This is a genomic window from Shewanella litorisediminis (assembly GCF_016834455.1).
Lineage (GTDB): Bacteria > Pseudomonadota > Gammaproteobacteria > Enterobacterales > Shewanellaceae > Shewanella > Shewanella litorisediminis.
The window spans coordinates 3,402,277-3,419,310 of sequence record NZ_CP069213.1 but is presented as its reverse complement, the minus strand read 5'-3'; the positions used below and the strand labels follow the sequence as shown (position 1 = coordinate 3,419,310).

Annotated in this window: 17 protein-coding genes; 9 read left to right on the top strand and 8 right to left on the bottom strand. The window is 54.8% G+C overall.

Features of this window, described 5'->3' with window-relative positions:
- Positions 1 to 113 precede the first annotated feature (113 nt).
- Positions 114 to 764, bottom strand: coding sequence for a DNA-J related domain-containing protein (locus JQC75_RS15095; protein WP_203324859.1), 651 nt, complete (start codon positions 762 to 764; stop codon positions 114 to 116).
- 139 nt (positions 765 to 903) lie between these two features.
- Positions 904 to 1,557 carry an oxygen-insensitive NAD(P)H nitroreductase gene (nfsB, locus tag JQC75_RS15090; RefSeq protein ID WP_203324858.1) on the bottom strand — a complete coding sequence of 218 codons (654 nt, stop codon included), beginning with the start codon at positions 1,555 to 1,557 and terminating at the stop codon, positions 904 to 906.
- A 241-nt stretch (positions 1,558 to 1,798) separates the two neighbouring features.
- Between nfsB and JQC75_RS15085 the strand changes: the two genes are divergently transcribed.
- Both JQC75_RS15085 and JQC75_RS15080 read left to right on the top strand, forming a co-directional pair.
- Positions 1,799 to 2,161 carry an MbcA/ParS/Xre antitoxin family protein gene (locus JQC75_RS15085; RefSeq protein ID WP_203324857.1) on the top strand — a complete coding sequence of 121 codons (363 nt, stop codon included), beginning with the start codon at positions 1,799 to 1,801 and terminating at the stop codon, positions 2,159 to 2,161.
- A complete protein-coding gene (locus JQC75_RS15080; protein ID WP_203324856.1) occupies positions 2,162 to 2,902 on the top strand; it encodes an RES family NAD+ phosphorylase in 741 nt (246 codons plus the stop codon).
- Positions 2,903 to 2,928: 26 nt separating this feature from the next.
- Here JQC75_RS15080 and JQC75_RS15075 read toward each other — a convergent pair whose 3' ends face one another.
- On the bottom strand, positions 2,929 to 3,837 hold the full coding sequence (locus JQC75_RS15075) for a LysR family transcriptional regulator (protein WP_203324855.1): 909 nt from the start codon (positions 3,835 to 3,837) through the stop codon (positions 2,929 to 2,931).
- 103 nt (positions 3,838 to 3,940) lie between these two features.
- Here JQC75_RS15075 and JQC75_RS15070 point away from each other — a divergent pair, with 103 nt between their 5' ends.
- Both JQC75_RS15070 and JQC75_RS15065 read left to right on the top strand, forming a co-directional pair.
- Positions 3,941 to 4,372 (top strand): CidA/LrgA family protein, encoded by a 432-nt coding sequence (locus JQC75_RS15070; RefSeq protein WP_203324854.1) that lies wholly within the window; start codon positions 3,941 to 3,943, stop codon positions 4,370 to 4,372.
- Positions 4,372 to 5,061: an LrgB family protein gene (locus JQC75_RS15065; RefSeq protein WP_203324853.1), complete on the top strand. Its 690-nt coding sequence runs from the start codon at positions 4,372 to 4,374 to the stop codon at positions 5,059 to 5,061. Before JQC75_RS15070 ends, JQC75_RS15065 begins: the two co-directional genes overlap by 1 nt.
- Before the next feature lie 48 nt (positions 5,062 to 5,109).
- Here JQC75_RS15065 and JQC75_RS15060 read toward each other — a convergent pair whose 3' ends face one another.
- Positions 5,110 to 5,529, bottom strand: a complete 420-nt coding sequence (locus tag JQC75_RS15060) for a CBS domain-containing protein (RefSeq protein WP_203324852.1) — start codon at positions 5,527 to 5,529, stop codon at positions 5,110 to 5,112.
- A 199-nt stretch (positions 5,530 to 5,728) separates the two neighbouring features.
- Here JQC75_RS15060 and JQC75_RS15055 point away from each other — a divergent pair, with 199 nt between their 5' ends.
- The 5 genes from JQC75_RS15055 (at position 5,729) to JQC75_RS15035 (ending at position 11,148) form a co-directional block, all read left to right on the top strand.
- Positions 5,729 to 7,498 carry an alkaline phosphatase D family protein gene (locus JQC75_RS15055; protein WP_203324851.1) on the top strand — a complete coding sequence of 590 codons (1,770 nt, stop codon included), beginning with the start codon at positions 5,729 to 5,731 and terminating at the stop codon, positions 7,496 to 7,498.
- 215 nt (positions 7,499 to 7,713) lie between these two features.
- Entirely contained in the window at positions 7,714 to 8,280 is a 567-nt protein-coding gene (locus JQC75_RS15050) for a phosphoribosyltransferase (protein ID WP_203324850.1), read from the top strand.
- Positions 8,281 to 8,905: 625 nt separating this feature from the next.
- Positions 8,906 to 9,619: a hypothetical protein gene (locus JQC75_RS15045; RefSeq protein ID WP_203324849.1), complete on the top strand. Its 714-nt coding sequence runs from the start codon at positions 8,906 to 8,908 to the stop codon at positions 9,617 to 9,619.
- Between the two features lie 27 nt (positions 9,620 to 9,646).
- Positions 9,647 to 9,994: a hypothetical protein gene (locus JQC75_RS15040; protein WP_203324848.1), complete on the top strand. Its 348-nt coding sequence runs from the start codon at positions 9,647 to 9,649 to the stop codon at positions 9,992 to 9,994.
- A gap of 59 nt (positions 9,995 to 10,053) precedes the next feature.
- Positions 10,054 to 11,148 carry an ISAs1 family transposase gene (locus JQC75_RS15035; protein WP_203324635.1) on the top strand — a complete coding sequence of 365 codons (1,095 nt, stop codon included), beginning with the start codon at positions 10,054 to 10,056 and terminating at the stop codon, positions 11,146 to 11,148.
- A 708-nt stretch (positions 11,149 to 11,856) separates the two neighbouring features.
- Here the strand turns inward: JQC75_RS15035 and pepN are convergent.
- From pepN to JQC75_RS15015, 4 genes are all read right to left on the bottom strand, one after another.
- Positions 11,857 to 14,484: an aminopeptidase N gene (pepN, locus tag JQC75_RS15030; RefSeq protein WP_203324847.1), complete on the bottom strand. Its 2,628-nt coding sequence runs from the start codon at positions 14,482 to 14,484 to the stop codon at positions 11,857 to 11,859.
- 45 nt (positions 14,485 to 14,529) lie between these two features.
- Positions 14,530 to 15,423, bottom strand: a complete 894-nt coding sequence (locus JQC75_RS15025) for a DMT family transporter (RefSeq protein WP_203324846.1) — start codon at positions 15,421 to 15,423, stop codon at positions 14,530 to 14,532.
- A 128-nt stretch (positions 15,424 to 15,551) separates the two neighbouring features.
- Positions 15,552 to 16,364, bottom strand: coding sequence for a substrate-binding periplasmic protein (locus JQC75_RS15020; RefSeq protein ID WP_203324845.1), 813 nt, complete (start codon positions 16,362 to 16,364; stop codon positions 15,552 to 15,554).
- A gap of 124 nt (positions 16,365 to 16,488) precedes the next feature.
- A complete protein-coding gene (locus JQC75_RS15015; protein WP_203324844.1) occupies positions 16,489 to 17,028 on the bottom strand; it encodes a DUF924 family protein in 540 nt (179 codons plus the stop codon).
- Positions 17,029 to 17,034 lie beyond the last annotated feature (6 nt).

The following is a 17,034-nucleotide window of genomic DNA, read 5'->3' as shown; positions in this document are numbered from 1 at the left end:
ACGTAAAACAGTTTGAAAGGAAAGGCTTAATTATCTCTGAATCCGCTGGCAAAAGCCCGTGTGTAACTGTGATCTGTGCTTAACTTCGATGAATTGGCATGGCTTGACGGTGACTAGGCCGACTCCCGTACCCTCAGCGCCTGCCAGGCTTCACATACTTCCCGGAATCGCGCCGCATCGCCGCCCTGTCTGTCGGGGTGCCATTTCAGCGCCAGCCTGCGCCATTGACGTCGAATGTCTCTGTCACTGGCGCTGGCATCGAGTTCGAATACCCGCAGTGCCTGGGTGAGGTGCATCACCCGGCCATTGATACCGATGTAGTCTTTGTAGCTGGTCCAGAAGGATTCAAGCATCTCGCGCACCACATTGGTGCTGGTGTCGTAATTGCCCCAGTCGAGGTAATAGCTCTTCAGCCCCGCTTCCTGATGCTGGATAAGGTCGATGTCATTCGGGATAAGGCGCAGGATGCGGATATCCATGGCCTGGGTTTGCACCCATTGGTTGGGCAGCAGCATGTCCTGCAGCTCAAACAGGGCATTCATCAGCAAAAAATTACGTTTAAAGAGGTCTTTTTCCGGCGCGGGATCCAGGTTGTGCATCAAGCCCTGGGATTGCAGTTCGCTGGCGAGGTGATGCACTTTCCATCCCTGCACCGACTTTTGCAGCAAACTGAGCAGGGGCCAGATGAGGGGATTGTCGCCTTTGTGGGCTGATACTTCGGTCGTATTGTTGTCGATTAACGGAACCAGCGGTGGCAGCAGCATAGGCGCGATTCATCCTGAATTGTGACTCGAACCACTATGCCACAGGGTGACGGGATGACAAATGCGAATTAATTATGAACAAAGAAGTTGCCCCGACAGGACAGGAATATGCCGGGGCGACAAGCATCAGCGCTCGATGTCAGAGCTCAGTAAAAATTTCTGCCTGAGGCAGACGTGACTTGGGCAGCGCCGCGTTGAAGTCATCGCCGGAGCGGTAACCCAGGGCCACAACCACAGAAGCGCACAAACCTTTTTCCCTGAGGCCAAGCTCCTTGTTCAGTGCAGTGGCATCAAAGCCCTCAATGGGGCAGGCATCGATTTCCAGCGCAGCCGCACCCAAAAGCAGGGTTCCCAACGCCAGATACACTTGCTTTTCCATCCAGTGCTGGGCGTCTTTGAGCTCGTATCTGTGCATATTGACGAAGAATGAGCGGCCATTGTGCTGATTTTGCATGGCTTCGTCACTGGCGAAGCGGCCATCGGCCTTTTCCTGAGCCAGTACTTTGCGCAGGTGCTCTTCATCCATTTGTGTCTTGGTACAGAGCACCACCACATGGGAGGCATTGAGGATTTTCGGGGTGTTGAAGGCAAACTGCTCGGTGGCCTTGGCGATGGTCGCCTTACCTTCGGCAGTGGAAGCCAGCACAAAGTGCCAGGGCTGCGAGTTGGTGGACGAAGGGGCAAACTGCAACAGGGTTTTGAGTTCGGCAATCTGCTCCGGGCTGATTATCCGGGAAGGGTCAAACGCCTTGCTGGTGTGACGCTTTTGCACGAGCAAACTGAGTTCCTGCATGGGATTCTCCACGAAAATGCTGGGGGATATGGCAGGCATTCTACTGGTGTCCATTGCAAAAACAATCGGCTTTGACTGACTATTGTTTCAAAAATAATTTGAATATATACGCTGTTTTATCCGTTTCTGATTTAGATATATAGGTCTTGCGTGGTTGCAAATGCATTAATTTTTTTTGTTGTTTGCAAATGCACTTTGTTGGTGGCTAAAATATCTTCAGTGACCGTCAGGAGCGCCCACCATGTCAGCTATCGCCAAACCCACAGCATCCGGGGTCTTATTCAAGGCCTTTATCCATGCCTGTCAGGCGCTGGAACTGACCAATGCCGAAGCCAGCCATATCATAGGCGTTAACCCCAGCACCCTGAGTCGCAATGCCGCCAATGGCTTTAAACCCGAGTCAAAACAAGGGGAGTTGCAGCTGCAGTTGGTGCGGTTGTACCGCTCGCTCTATGCCCTGGCGGGCGGCCAGCAGGACTTTATGCGCCATTGGCTCAACAGCCCCAACCATGCACTGGGGGGCACTCCCCGGGAGCTGGTCAAGTCTGTGGTGGGGCTGGTCAGCGTGAATCAATATCTCGATGCCATGCGTGGCAAGGTGTAAATGGACTTACTTTCAATCCCGGCTGAGTGTATCGATTTGCCCTATGAGGGCAGTTGCTACCGTTTGGTGGAGTCGCAGGAAGAGGCGGCAACCCTGAGCCTGGTCGATAATTTTGACGAGCAAATGCTGCTGGAAAGCCTGCTGGACGGTGCCAAACCCCCTTACCGGGAGGGCACGGCCCACTTGCACTATCTGCTGAAAACGCCCTTTCGTTACCCGCCCTTAAGGCACGGCTCGCGCTTTGGTACCCGCCTGATGCCAAGTTTTTTTTATGGCAGCGAGTCGGCTCAAACCTGTCTGACCGAGGTGGCCTACTACCGTTTTATCTTTTTGCAGGACATGGCCGTGCCTTACCAGGGCGTTCTGCACTCGGAACACATGATGTTCAGGGTGTTGCTCAGCGCCGTGCGCTGCGCCGATCTCACCCGAATTGCCGATGGCACTCTGCAGCAACAGCTGACCCACGGTGAGGACTATCGTTTTACCCAGGCACTGGGGCAGCAGTTACTGGACCGCCACTGCCAGCTCATCCGCAGTTATTCGGCCCGTGAGCCGGGAGGTGTCAATCTGGCGGTGGCAGACCCGGGTGTGATGGCGTCCGGGCCTTTGGACCAGACTTATTGGATATGTCAGCTGGAACCGGCAAGACTCGCCTTTACCGAACGCGGCCGGGGGCATCTGCCGCGGTACTATGAAGTGGAAGCATTCTATCGGGAAGGGCGCCTGCCGCGCCCGGCCTGATGATGGATGGCGCAGCAGGAAAACGGTTATATCGGCCCCTGATCCACAGCGCCAGACAGACGCTCGCGCACCAGGGCTATCATGGCCTCTGCCGCAAAGGAGAGTGGTTGGCCTCTGCGCCAGAAGAGCGACAGCTCCCAGTGCAGGTCGGTTTCTTTCAGTGGCACGGCAATAACCCCCGTCACCGCGTGGCGCTCGGCAATATAGCTTGGCAATATCATGGCTCCTGTACCGGCGGCCACCAGGGCAATGCCAAAGTCCGGGTGGCTGACCCGGGTGACATTGGCCGGAATAAATCCCGCCCGCTCACAGGCCTCAAACACCAGCTGATGCAGGGCGTATTCCGGCTCAAACAAAATCTGGGCCGTGTCGGCCAGCTCCTGCAATCGCAGCTCCCGACGGTGCGCCAGTCTGTGCTGTTTGGGCAATACCACCACCATAGGGTCCTTGCGAATGCGCAGCCCTTCAAATTCGCTGTCCAGCGCCGTGATGCCGGTGGCCAGCTCAATCTCGCCTTTGCGCAGCGCATTGGTTTGCTCAATGCCGCCGCGCACAAGCAATTGCATATCAATCTTGGGATAGAGGCTGCGAAAGCGGGCGATGACAGGGGCGAACAGCTCGGCGCTGCCAAGGGGCGCCAGCCCAAACTTGAGCCGGCCGCCCCTGAGGCTTCGCATGGCTTCAAGCTCGGCCAGCATGTCATCACGGGTGGCCAGCAGGGCCAAACCATGGCAATAGACCACCTCACCAGCGGGGGTGAGGCGTAAATTCACCCCACGCTTGCCCCGCTCGATAAGCTGGAGATCCAGGCTCTCTTCCAGCAGGCGTACCGCCTTTGACAGCGCCGGTTGGGTGAGATGCACCTTCTCTGAGGCCTTGGCAAAGCCACCGGCATCCACCACCTCCATAAAGTATCTGATGGCCCTGAGATCCAATTAAATATCCTTTAGTAATGCTATCTATGCTTAATATTCATTTTTTTTATTCAAATGGCAAACCTACACTAAGCACATTCCATTTTTCACAGTGATAGCCACCATGACCCTCAGTGAAGGCAAAGTCAGACTCAAATCCGGTGCCAAAAGGGCCAGCCTGACCCTGCTGCAGGCGGCGGCTATCTGTTTGCTCGCCTGGCTCGCCCATGGGCTGGTGCTGTATTTTGCGCTGCCGGTGCCCGGCGGCGTGGTGGGGCTCGGTGTATTGCTGGCGCTTTTGTCGCTTAAGTGGGTGCCCGAAAAGGCCCTGCAGGCCGGTGCGGCCTGGCTGCTGGGGGACCTGCTGCTGTTTTTCATTCCGCCGGTGATCTCAGTCATTCAGTATGAAGCCATGATTGAGCAATATGGCGCCCGCATGCTGGGCTTTTTGGTGGCGGGCAGCGTAACCGTGCTGTTGGGCACCGCCTGGGTGGTGGACAAGGCCTTTAAGTTTGAGCGTGGCTTACACCTGGCCCGCGCCGGAGGGCGCCTGTAATGAGTCATACCAGTCTGGCGCTGCTGAGTTTAGTGATTACCCTGATGGGCTATTACGGTGCCAAGCGGTTATATAGCCGCTTGGGCTACTGGTGGGCTGCGCCTATTCTGCTGGCGCCCTTACTGATTATTGCCGCTGTCTTGCTGCTGGATATCCCGCTGCCCAGCTATTTCGAGTACACCCATTTTCTGGTGCTCCTGCTGGGGCCTGCCACCATCGCTTTTGCGCTGCCCATTTACCGTGAGCGGGCCCTTATCCGCCGCTACCCCATCACCCTCACATTGGGCGTGATGGCCGGCTTGCTGCTGGGGCTGGTGTCGTCCTGGGGACTGGTGAAACTCTTTGCCCTGCCGCCTGAAATTGGCCACAGCGTGCTGGTGCGTTCTGTCTCCACCCCCTTTGCCATGGAAGCCACCACGGCCTTTGGCGGTGTGCCCGAATTAACGGCCATGGTGGTGTTGATGACAGGTGTGGTGGGTATGTTGCTGTGCGGGCCGCTGTTTCGTTTTGGCAGGGTGCGTTCATCCCTTGCCAGAGGCGTTGCCCTTGGGGCATCGGCTCACGGTGCCGGCGCGGCCAAGGCGCGTGAATACGGTGAGGAAGAGGCCGTGGTGGCCAGCCTCACCATGATTTTCACCGGCATCGCCATGGTGCTGGGTGCGCCTGTGTTTGCTCTGTTTCTCGTATAACCCTTTCCCTTTGTTGCGTGTGTTTGCCGGCGTTTCGCCGGCTTTTTTTTATTTTGAAAGCAGGTTTTTGCACAGCTTCACAAAGTCAGAGGAGGTGACTATCCCCTGCACCTTTTGCTCGCCGTCCACCACCGGCAGGCAACCCAGCTTGTTCTCTATAAAGTAGTCAACCACCACCGCCAATGGCTCATCGTCGCTCAGGCGCTGGGCGTCTTTGTCCATCAGGTCACTCACCAGATATTGCCGCTCCTTGCGCTCGAGTGCGCCCTGACCATACTTGTTCAGCAGGCTGACGATAGTCGAAATCATTTTTTTGTGGGTAAGAATGCCCTTGTAGTGGCCATCCTGTTCTCCCACCACCGGCAGGTGGCGCACCCCACGGGATTGCATCAGCAGATGTGCATCCTTGAGGCTGGCCCCCTCGCTGATGCAGACAGGGTTGGGGGTCATGATGTCTTTGACTTGCATAGCGTCCTCCATGGGCTCGATTCCGGTTAATCCACTGCAGATCCGGTCAGCAGGAGTATAGCATCCTGTTTAACTGGTTGTTTTTCAATGTTCTAGTCCGCAAAACTCTACCAAGGGCGTCATGCTTGTGTAATAGTAATGTTGCAAACTAAGACTCATTGGACCTCATACCTCTCATATAACCAAAGGAATAATAATAATGAAACGGTCTTATTCACGTCGTGACTTCCTGGCCATGTCGGCCAAAGGCGTTGGTGCCGCAGTGGTCTCCTATGGCCTGATGGGCTGCTCCAGCAGCGATGATGATGCCCCATCTGTGCCGGTCAGCTTTATGCACGGGGTGGCCAGTGGCGACCCGGCCCATGACGCTGTGATCATCTGGACCCGGGTGACCCCCACGGGCGATGCCGACCTCAGTGTGTCCTGGCAGGTGGCCAAAGATGCCGACTTCAACGAGTTGGTGACAGACGGCAGCACCATGACCAATAAAGACAGGGACTACACAGTAAAGGTGGATGCCATGGGCCTTGCTGCCGGCAGCACCTATTACTTCCGCTTTATGTGCGGCGATAAAACCTCGGCGGTGGGCAAAACCCGCACCCTGCCGGAGGGCGCCGTATCCCAGGTGAAATTGGCGGTAATGAGCTGCGCCAACTTCCCGGCCGGTTACTTTAACGTGTACGAGCTGGCAGCGGCCCAGGGCTCGCTGGATGCCGTGGTGCATCTTGGCGACTACATCTACGAATATCCCCGTGGCGGTTATGCCAGCGAAAACGCCGCCGCCCTTGGCCGTGAGGTATTGCCGGCCCATGAACTCCTTAGCCTGAATGACTACCGCACCCGCTACGCCCAGTACCGCGGCGATGCCAGCCTGCAAAAGCTCCATGCCCTGGTGCCCTTTATCACAGTGTGGGATGACCATGAGGTCTGCAACGATGCCTGGCGTGATGGCGCTGAAAACCACAACGAAGGCGAGGGCGACTTTGAGGCCCGTAAGCAGGCGGCGCTGCAGGCCTACTTTGAGTGGCTGCCCATCCGCCCATGGCGCGAAGGCAACCACGAAGAAATCTTCAGAAGCTTTGCCTTTGGCGATTTGGTTGACCTGCACATGCTGGACACCCGTTTGATTGGCCGTGATGAGCAGCTGCAGTTTGAAACCTACTTAGACCCCGCCACCGGCGCCTTCGACGGCACCAGCTTTATGGCCGATGTTACCAGCACCAGCCGTACCATGCTGGGCGCGCTGCAGCTGCTGTGGCTGCAAAGCAAGTTACTGGCAAACGAAGCCAAATGGCAGGTACTGGGTCAACAGGTATTGATGGGCAAGATGTTGCTGCCTGCGGCCATTGCCACCCAGCAGCTGTCTATACCTCAGTTTGCCGAGCTCGCTGGCCTTGCGCAGCTCGCCGCCCGTGCTCAGGCGGGCGACCCTACCCTGACTCAGGAAGAGCTTATGTATCTTGCGGCCAACCAGCACAAGCTGACGCCGGAAGTGATAGCCCTGCTGCAACTGCCATCCATTCCTTACAACCTGGATGCCTGGGACGGTTACGCCTACGAGCGTGAAGTGATTCTGGGCACCGCCAAGTCGGTGAATGCCAACCTGGTGGTGCTGGCCGGTGATACCCACAACGCCTGGGCCAACGAACTCAAGGACGTGAACGGCGCCGCCGTTGGCGTGGAGTTTGCGACCAGCTCAGTGTCGTCGCCGGGGCTTGAGTACTACCTGCAATTGCCGGCCGAACAAATTCCGGCCACCGAAGCGGCCGTGGTGGGGCTGGTGGATGGTCTCAAGTACGCCAACCTCAAGGACAGGGGCTTTATGGTGCTGACCTTCACCCCGGACGAGGTTCGCAGCGACTGGATTTATGTCTCGTCCATTCTGGAGAAAGACTTCACCGAGGCAAGCTCCCGTGGTTACAGCGCCCGTACACTGGCAGGCAGCCATGTGATTGAGGCCGTGGTTTAATCCGCTACCCGCTAAAAAAGCACAGTGCTAAAAATCCACCCAATTGGGTGGATTTTTTTATGGCCAGTGGAGGAATTTCTCGGGCTTGTTATGCTTGCAGCAGTCACGGGGCAAAAATTTGTGTAAAATGCGCGCCCAAATCATGGCGGATACCGGGTTTGGGCCTCATCCGCGAATTACCAAAAAAACAGCAATAGGATGATGGGGACGCTTCTATGTCAGACAAACATTACATTACGGCACAGCAGCTGCTGGAAGATTCATTTCGCCTAGCGGCCCAGGTGTATGAAAGCGGCTTTCGTCCACAGTTTATTGTGGGGATCTGGCGTGGTGGTGCACCCATAGGGATTGCGGTGCAGGAATACTTCGATTTCAAAAAGGTCGATACCGACCATATCGCCGTGCGTACCTCTTCTTACTATGGCATTGGTACCGACAAGCAGAGCAAGGAAATCAAGGTTCACGGCCTGCATTACATCATCGAAAACTGCAACGCCGACGACAGCCTGCTGATTGTGGACGACGTATTCGACTCAGGGCGCAGCATCCATGCCCTGAAAGAAAAACTGTCACAGCTGATGCGCCTTAACATGCCGCGTGATATCCGCATTGCCTGCCCATACTACAAGCCCAAAAACACCGCCGTGCCCTTAAAGCCGGATTACTACATCCATTCATCCGAAGACTGGCTGGTGTTCCCTCACGAAGTCTCGGGCCTGACCCCGGATGAGATTGCGAGCGGCAAGGGTGACCTTAAAAACATCGCCGAGCTGTTTATCTAAGCCTGTTGCATAAGCTTGTTACATAAGCCCGTGATGTAAGCCCGTGAACTAAGACCTGTATTCCTACGTGGATTGGTAAAAAGCCGTGCTGCTGATAAGCAGGCACGGCTTTTTTTGTGGCATAAGGCGAATTCGGTTCCCACACTTGCCCCGGCGGATAAACCTATGCCAAGATGCTGATTTGATGGATCAAAAACACTTCTCAGGGACGCAGCATTTTACTCCAGCCCATGCGGTAGCCATGTTCAAAGGCATTGCCTGGAATGCACTTCACCGCTCACGTCCCTCCAATTAGGGTTTATTCCATCAGCAGAAAGGCGCTTCGCTGCCCCTGCCTGTAAGCCGGGCTTTGCCCTTGTCAGTAAGCTGGGTGAATATGCTAATCAGGCACGCTTTGCTTCTCTGTGATGGGTGTTTGCCATTCAAAAACAGTTGCTTGCGAAATAGACGGGGCAGATAACAGGCGAGAAACCGTGCCGGCACGGTTTGCACTGGCAACTTATCTGGACGATATCAGCTAAGTGATTCAGTCCATTGAACATTCACCGGCACGTTTTTCACTGGTCTGAGGTGATAAACGAGTCGTCTCACTATACAAATGTTAGCTGTAAAAGGAGTGTGGAGCTTGAGTAAAGTTTTTTGGTTCGGTATAGCTATTGTTGTTGGAGTTTCCTTAGGTATTACATTCTTCGCCCCAATAAATGATGTGTACAAAGGTATTGCTTCATTACCTGGTGTTGCCGGATTGGCTGCTGCGCTTTTTCAGTTAATTCGAGATCACGCTGCACATCAAAGAAATCTTGAGATCCAACAAGGGCAGCAACTATTTAACTTAGGCGCGACTTCGCACATGGCCAATTCAGTATTTGATAAGCATGTAGAGTTTTGCGAGCGGTATTTGGCAGAAGTTCACCAAACTGTTGTAACCCTGACCAGAGAAGGCCCAACAAGAGAAGCATTGAAACACGCAGGAAATCTTTACACTTTAAGGATTGAATACACGGCTTGGATTACGCCAGAGATGGATGAAAAGCTCATGCCTTTTGAGAAAGCGGTTAGGAAAATTGGTGCAAATTCAGGTCTAGTATCTGCGCTCTCAGGTGAAGAGAATAGAGATGGGGCAAGAACCAAGGCTCTAGAAGAAATGTATGACGTCTTCAGCAATTTAATGGGAATTGGAGACGTAAAAGTAAAAGATGAAGATGCCACCGTAGTTGAAGTTAAAAATAGAGTCAGAGAAATACTTCAGGTGAATGAGCTAGTATTGATCAGGGAGTATTTAATCAATAGAGCATCATCAGCCACAGCTAACAAGGCATTGCAGCGGACAAGCCGCTGAATGCGGCGTTATGTTTAAGGAGAGATCATGCCCCCTTTTCAACTTCCAGATATAAAAGTTTGGAACGTCGCAAACGACTACCAAATATCGGCCTCTCTGTTAAATGAGAAATCGTTGGAAAAAGGTAGTGCTCCGGGGTATGGGTGGGTTGCAGGTATAAATGCTGCCATAGCATTAGAAATTTATTTAAAAAGCTTCTTGTCCAAAGATAATCTCACGCCAATTGGAGTTGGTGGTATTTATCAACAGACCAGTGATGTAACCTTTGGTCATAATCTCCCAAAGCTTTACCAAAAAATAGATCCTTTGATGCAATCTGAGCTAAAAGCATCCTATGCCAAGCTGTATCCTGAGCAGGGCAGGATCCCACTTTGAGTTGAACTTTTACACAGCCTTATGATCAGATCAGCATTAGTCATAACCAGCTGACAGACATGAATCTTTTGGAACACCTTGAAACACTGCCCGATCCTCGTAAGGAAATCAATCTTAAACACAACTTGGTTGACGTAGTCTTCCTGACACTCTCTGCCGTACTCAGCGGTGCAACCGGCTGGAAGTCGATCCAGGAGTTCGGTGAAGAACAACTCGACTGGTTACGGCAGTACCGCCAGTTTGAGTATGGTATCCCCAGACGACACTGTATCGCCAACATTATCAAAGCCTTGGATAGTGAGCTTCTGCTGCAAACGGTGTTCAGCTGGATCAACGAGAAACGGCAGAGCGAAGGTAAGTCGGTCATCGCTCTTGACGGTAAAACGATGCGCGGTGCGTGGAGTGACGACGTTAAAAATGCACTTCATGTCGTCAGTGCGTTCGATGTCAGCAACGGTGTCACGCTTTATCAGGACAGTTCGAATACCAAAGGCAAAGAAGCCGAGATTGCCCGAAACGTGATTGATGCCTTGGCACTGGATAACGCAATTGTCACGCTCGACGCGTTGCACTGCCAGGTCGCCACCATGAGCACAATTACACAGCGCAAAGGCGATTTCGTGATCCAGGTGAAGTCCAATCAAAAAGCGCTGCTTGAGGAAGTGCAGGCGTCATTCCGTAACCTTTATGACTCAAAGGAACTGGAAACGTATGAACAGTCCAACACCGGTCATGGCCGCAAGGAGTGCAGGACCGTGATGCAAACTGAAGCCGAGTTGTCACCAGACCTGAAAAAGAAATGGCCCCATATAAAGTCACTGATAGAGGTCGCCAGCGAGCGGACTGTTAATGGTAGCACATCATGTTCGTCACGTTGGTACGTCAGCTCCCTGCCAGTGGACGCTGAGGAAGCAGCTCGCACAATCCGCGACCACTGGGCCGTTGAGAACCAACTGCACTGGGTGCTGGACGTTGTTTTTCGCGAGGATGCTTTGAAAGTGTCAGATCCAGAGGGTGCTAAACATTTGGCCCTATTCAACCGTGCGGCACTAAGTGCAATAAAACAGCACAATGGCAAGAAAGACAGCCTTGCAGGTAAGCGCCGGCGTGCAGCTTGGAGCCCTGTATTTCGTTCAGAGCTGCTCTTTGGCTAAATTATGCACAAAGTGGAATCCCGCCCTGGTATCCTGAGCGAGATCTGGAGAGTAGCCTAGATCGGTATAAAGAAGATTTTGTTGACGGTAGATATAGATTTGAAAGTGGATCACGAGGTCGCTATGACAACGACATAGTCTACTTTTCAGAGGAAATGAGGCAGGTAGTGTGGGATGTTGTTGAAAAGTTACACAAATAAACATAACAAGGTGGTGTTGTCGCCTGCGGCTGGGACCTCCATTCCGCTGGCGCTCCACTCCGGCCCCAAACCACGGCGTTGATATGATTCCCTCTGTCAAATGGATAATAGTGTCCTTACCGGAGACCCAAAAAATCTCCGGTAAGGACACTCTGGCAGACGGGCTTTGGCGAGTAAGTGTCGGCGGTTGACCTTGCACTCTTGTTGATGGTGTGGCCGTGAGTTTGGTTATTCGCATTACTTGTGTTCGCCGCTGTAGCCTGGCCTCAGTCCAGAAGCGCGGATGTGACCGCTCAACGCCCTCGAGGAAAGGTCATTCTTTTGAAACGATGAAATCAAAGGTTTCTGAATACATTAACAACCATCCGTTATTAGAGAATGGGAAAGTTTCTCAGGCGGCATAGGTTTTACGAACCGCGGCAAACAAAAAGCCTTCGCAATGCGAAGGCTTTTTTGTGCCTGAATGGTGGCGGTTGGCCGATTCGGTCAGCGGCGTTAATTAGCTTCTTTAGTTGGGCAGCGCCGAGAGCACCTTCACACAGCGCTGCTGCATCTGCCGTGCTTCCAACAGCGCCCTGTGCATACCGCTGGAGAGGGCAGGCTTGCTGTCGATGTAACGGCTCAGGACATCCACCCCCTGCTGGCTGCAATCTCCGGGGATGAGGGCGGCGGCCGAGCGGGCAAACACCGGTCCCTTGGCATCCAGCTCTGGCAGCATGGCAAGGCGCTCGTCGCTGCTGGCATTGGCAAGCAGGCCTTGCTCCGGCTGATACAGGTTCGCCATGGCCACCCTCAGTTTGGGGAAGGGCTCGCTGCCGGCGGCGATTTTACTCAGCCACTGGCGCTTGATGCTGCCATCGGGGCGTTGTACCCGGGCGCGGATAGCGGATTTCTGGCCGCTGTCGCTGTTGTCTTTTATCAGCTCTTCACGCACCCGGCGCTCGGCGCCCAGGGCATCGAGGCGGTTTAAGCGGGCTATGATGTCCCAGCGTCTGTCCTGATCTATCTCCAGCCCCTGCACCCTGCTGGCACCATCGAGCAAATCATTCAAATGATCAATGGCTTCGCCGCCGTAGGCCAGGCTGATATAGGCATCAAACCAACGGCCCTGCAGCTCTTTGTCGCCACGGCTTTCCATGGCGCGGCGCAGGCTCATTTGCGACAGGGCACGCAGGCCCTTGTCGGCAAAACTGCCCCTGCCTTTGTTGGCGCTTTGCAGGTAAAAGGCGCTGGACTGCAGCTTGCCGATGATCTGGGTGCTCAGTTGCAGGTCTTTTTCCTGGGGCGCGTTGATGAGCGCCGTGGCCAAAAAGTCCTGCAGCGGCAGTTTGCCATCGGTCACGCTGTCCCACAGGCTTTGCCACAGCATGGCCCTGAGCAGGGGGTCTTCGGTGCGCGACAGCTGGCTGCGGGCGGTGTCGAAGGAGCGGGGATCCAGATTCACCTTCACATAGCCCCAGTCCTGATAGTTGGGGTACACCAGTTTGGGGCAATGGCGACCGACAAGGGCGGGCACCTCGGTGCGCTCTCCCTTGAAGATGACGTTCACCACCCGGTCGCGGTGCAGCCCGTGGCGGTCGGCATCGAACAGCGCCACCTGTACTTTTTGCTCCCTCAGTACCGGATATTCGGCCGGCGCACTCTGGCGCAGGGCGAAGTGGCTGATTTGCCCGCCCTCGCAGCTGAACTCGGCTTCGATACTGTTTACCCCGGGCTGGTAGAGCCAATCCCGGGTCCACTGGGTTAAATCCCGGCCGGCGGCCTGTGCCAGACTGCCGATAAAGTCATCCAGGGTGGCGTTGCGGTAACTGTACTGTTTGAGGTACGCCGATACGCCGCGCCTGAAGGGTTCTTCACCCAGCAGAATGCTCAGCTGACGCAGGCTTGCGGCCCCTTTTTGGTAGGTGATGGCATCGATATTGTCGAAGGCATTGCCCGATGTGGGCACAGGCACCTCGATGGGGTGGGTGGTTACCAGGCTGTCGAGGGTATAGGCCCGCTGCTTGCCACCGGCATAAAAGCTCTGCCAGGCATGGGAAAACTCAGGTATTTTCGCCAGTGCCATGGTGCCCATCAGGGAGGCAAAACTCTCGTTAAGCCACAGGCCGTTCCACCACTTCATGGTCACCAGATCGCCAAACCACTGGTGCGCCATCTCGTGCATGATAACCCCCGCCAGCGACTGCTTCTGGGCCAGGCTCATCTCACCGCTGGAGACAAAAGATGACTCGGAGAAGGTAATGGCGGCGGCGTTTTCCATGGCGCCGTAGAGGAAGTCCGGCACCAGCAGCTGGTCGTACTTTTTAAAGGGGTAGGGGATGCCAAAATACTGCTCAAAGTACTCAAGGCCCAGGGCGGTGTAACGGAACCAGTCCTCGGGGGTAACCTTGTCGGCAATGGACTGGCGGGCGAAGAGACGCATGGGGTAGCGGGCGTCGCTGCTCTGCCACACCTGATAGGGTCCGGCATGGAGCGAGAAGTTATAGGGGCTCAGCAATGGGGTTTCGGGGAAGTCCCACACGCGCATATCGCCTTCGGCATTGATGCTGCTCTCCCGCGTGGTGGTAACAACGTGCCAGTCGGCGGGGGCGGTTACCTTCACCTTGTAGCTGGCTTTGAGATCCGGCTGGTCGAACACCGCAAACATTTGCTGGGCGGCCGCGGGTTCAAAATGGGAGTAAAGATAGACACGGCCATCGACCGGGTCTTCAAAGCGGTGAAGTCCTTCACCATTGGTGCTGTGGGGGCGGACAAAGCTCACCTGCACCAGGTTTTCGCCGCTCACCAGCAGCCTGGGGTTTAATGTCAGGTAGCTGCCATTGTAATTGGGGTACACCTTGGTGCCGTTAATCAACAGCTCGGTAATGCGGGCCTTGTTCAGGTCCAGTGTCAGCGGTGAGAGGGTATCGCTGAGCTGAAAACGTACCTTGCTGGTGGCGCTGAACTCGGCACTGCCACTGAGCTTGAAGTCCAGCTCATAATGCACGTTACTGACACGTTGGCTGCGATCTGCTGCCTGTTCGGCGCTGATATACGGCGTGTTATCCCGCGTGAGCGGATGGGTTTTGTCGGTGGAGGCGCAGGACACCAGGGTGATAGCGGCAACGGCCACCCAGGCTTGGCTTAAAAACTTCACGTCAGACTTCCTTCAAGATACCGCAGTGGGCTTATTTTTAGGCGCTTAACTTACCTTAAGGTGTCTGCCATTGCCAGTGTGGGCGCGGGCATTGGCGGCGTTTGCCAGCTGCACCTGCGCTATGCCCGACAGCAGGATTAGGGCACTGCCACCCCATTTGAGGGCAGACATGGGCTCGTTAAACAGCAGATAACCGGTCAATACCACCATCAGGGGTTCGAGGTAGGCCAGGGTGCCGAACATCCTGGCCGGCAGTGCGGTAATGGCTTTTACCGCAAAGAGGATGGCTAAAAAGCCGGGGAAGATGGCCGCAATCATCAGCCAGAACCATTCACTGGCGTTGGGCAGAGGGTCGCCCCACACCATGGGCAGGGTGACCAAGGCGCCCACGGCCAGCTGCACCCAGGTTTTGGCGTAGGGGTCGCTGGCGGGGGGGATTTTTTTATTGACGAGGATAAAGGCGGTGTAGGCCAGCAAACAGCCCAGCGCATAGGTCATGCCGATAGCCTCGGCGCCAGCCAGATCCAACTTGAATTCCTGCAGCATGGCAAAGCCGAAAAAGGCCAGTAAAATCAGACCAAAAGTCGCGCCGCCCAGGCGCTCTGAAAACAGAAAATGCGCGCCTATGGCGGCCACGGCCGGGGCGAGATACACCAGCATGATGGCAAGCGACATGGGGATGGTTTCGATGGCCTTGAGAAAGCACAGAATAAAGGTAGCCAGCAGCACGCCCCCTGCCACTGTGCCCCAATGGGGCTTTACCCAGAGCCTGGCGGTTTCACGGCGAAACAGCAAAAACAGCATCAGGATAAGGGCGCCGAGCCCGAGCCGGTAAAAGGTAAGCATGGCTGCATCCAACTCGCCAAACCGGGCAATGATGCCTATGGTGCCCATGAGAATGGCCGACAGGGCTGCCAATAAATAAAAACCGCTTTGCATCTGACGGGCTCCGACAACGGATGCAGGACAGGGGCACACAAGATAGCCATTCCCCCGGGACGCCACAAGATGTCTGCCCCGGGAAATGCGCTGGATTTTAGTCTAACAGGATATTGGCGCTACTGGTGTCAGGGGCGCTCCGGCCCGGATTGCGGCTGGGATTCCTCAGCGGACTCCTCTGTGGACTCCACATGCATCATGGTGCTGTACTTTTGCAAGATGGCCTTGAGTGTGCCGTCTTCCCGCATGGAGTTCAGCCCCGCATTGAAGTCGTCCCGAATACGGACCGAGCGAAAGGCAAAGCGGTAGGCCGTGGGTTCGAAAATGCAGGCTTCACGGACATCGAGCCCGGCCTCCAAAAAGCCGGCCTCCAGTTCTTTTTTGCGATAGTAGGCAAAGATGTTTTTTTCCATGACTATCACATCGGTTCGGCCTTTAAACAGCAGATGGATTTGATGACGCTGGGCCGCAATTTCACTGTAGGAGGGCGATTTGGCCACTGTCATGCCAAATTCTTCGCCCAAAATCCGACCAGCCTGTTGAAAGGCCACCACGCTCATGCCCTTGAGATCGTGAATGGAGTTAATCTCCAGATTACGGGAGGCGAGGCTGATAACGCAGTTATGAAAGCGGATGACCTCATCGCTGTAGAACACACCGTCGAGCATATGTTCTTTGGTGTTGATGATGCCGTCGAGCTTGCCTTCCTTGATCTCGCGAAAGGTGCGGGACAGCGGCATATAGTGAATCACCGCATAATGCCCCCGGCGGGCCAGCGCCTGACGGAGGATATCCAGCTCCAGACCACTGTTTTCCTGCTGTATCACATAGGGCGGTATGGCAAAGCTCACGCCCACATTCACTGTTTCGGCAGAAACCTGTGACGATGCCCCCAGACTTGCCAGGAACAGGGTTTTGAAAAAGGTGCTTTTGTTTTTCATTGTTAACTAAGTTCTCAGGGAGACGGCGTTATCTTTTTAGTCGCTCTATCGGCGGGCCGTCTTGGGTTGTCGAGTCAGTATTGAGTTTAATTCACTCCCTGTGCAATAGCGGGTCGAATAATTTTTAGAATGAGGAGCCGGGCTCTTGTAAAAAAGCCAGTTCTTCTGCGCTGGATTCCCGCCCCAAAATAGCATTTCTGTGGGGGTAACGGCCAAAACGGTCAATAATCGCCTTATGGCGAATTTCAAACGCCAGGTTGCCCCGGGCAGCCTCGCGGGAAAAAAGCGTCATGGCCTGTTCGTGGATAAGTGCCGACTCGCTGTGCATGTAAGGCATATACAAAAAGGGCACCATGGGGTCTGGCAGCGCGCTATCCACCCCCAGAGAGACCGCTTCCTGTGCCAGCACCAAGGCCATGGAATCGGCTTCAAATGCAGCCGGGGTGTCCCGGTAGAGGTTTCTGGAAAACTGATCGAGCACGATAATCTCGGCAAGACGCCCCATCGGGTGTTGCCGCCAGCCAAACAGCTCCCCCCGCTTGGCGGCGATAAGCACTTGGGTAAATCGTTGTCCTATCAGGCGGTCAAACTCTTCATCCTTTTGCCACCATTGTTTTGGGCTGATTTCGCTGAACCAAAAATCGATGATTTGCTGCCAGTGCATCTGCTT

Excerpts from the sequence above, each read along its gene's own strand:
- JQC75_RS15095 (WP_203324859.1), bottom strand. The coding sequence starts at position 764 with ATGCTGCTGCCACCGCTGGTTCCGTTAATCGACAACAATACGACCGAA.
- nfsB (WP_203324858.1), bottom strand. The coding sequence starts at position 1,557 with ATGCAGGAACTCAGTTTGCTCGTGCAAAAGCGTCACACCAGCAAGGCG.
- JQC75_RS15085 (WP_203324857.1), top strand. The coding sequence starts at position 1,799 with ATGTCAGCTATCGCCAAACCCACAGCATCCGGGGTCTTATTCAAGGCC.
- JQC75_RS15080 (WP_203324856.1), top strand. The coding sequence starts at position 2,162 with ATGGACTTACTTTCAATCCCGGCTGAGTGTATCGATTTGCCCTATGAG.
- JQC75_RS15070 (WP_203324854.1), top strand. The coding sequence starts at position 3,941 with ATGACCCTCAGTGAAGGCAAAGTCAGACTCAAATCCGGTGCCAAAAGG.
- JQC75_RS15065 (WP_203324853.1), top strand. The coding sequence starts at position 4,372 with ATGAGTCATACCAGTCTGGCGCTGCTGAGTTTAGTGATTACCCTGATG.
- JQC75_RS15060 (WP_203324852.1), bottom strand. The coding sequence starts at position 5,529 with ATGCAAGTCAAAGACATCATGACCCCCAACCCTGTCTGCATCAGCGAG.
- JQC75_RS15055 (WP_203324851.1), top strand. The coding sequence starts at position 5,729 with ATGAAACGGTCTTATTCACGTCGTGACTTCCTGGCCATGTCGGCCAAA.
- JQC75_RS15050 (WP_203324850.1), top strand. The coding sequence starts at position 7,714 with ATGTCAGACAAACATTACATTACGGCACAGCAGCTGCTGGAAGATTCA.
- JQC75_RS15040 (WP_203324848.1), top strand. The coding sequence starts at position 9,647 with ATGCCCCCTTTTCAACTTCCAGATATAAAAGTTTGGAACGTCGCAAAC.
- JQC75_RS15035 (WP_203324635.1), top strand. The coding sequence starts at position 10,054 with ATGAATCTTTTGGAACACCTTGAAACACTGCCCGATCCTCGTAAGGAA.
- JQC75_RS15025 (WP_203324846.1), bottom strand. The coding sequence starts at position 15,423 with ATGCAAAGCGGTTTTTATTTATTGGCAGCCCTGTCGGCCATTCTCATG.
- JQC75_RS15020 (WP_203324845.1), bottom strand. The coding sequence starts at position 16,364 with ATGAAAAACAAAAGCACCTTTTTCAAAACCCTGTTCCTGGCAAGTCTG.
- JQC75_RS15015 (WP_203324844.1), bottom strand. The coding sequence starts at position 17,028 with ATGCACTGGCAGCAAATCATCGATTTTTGGTTCAGCGAAATCAGCCCA.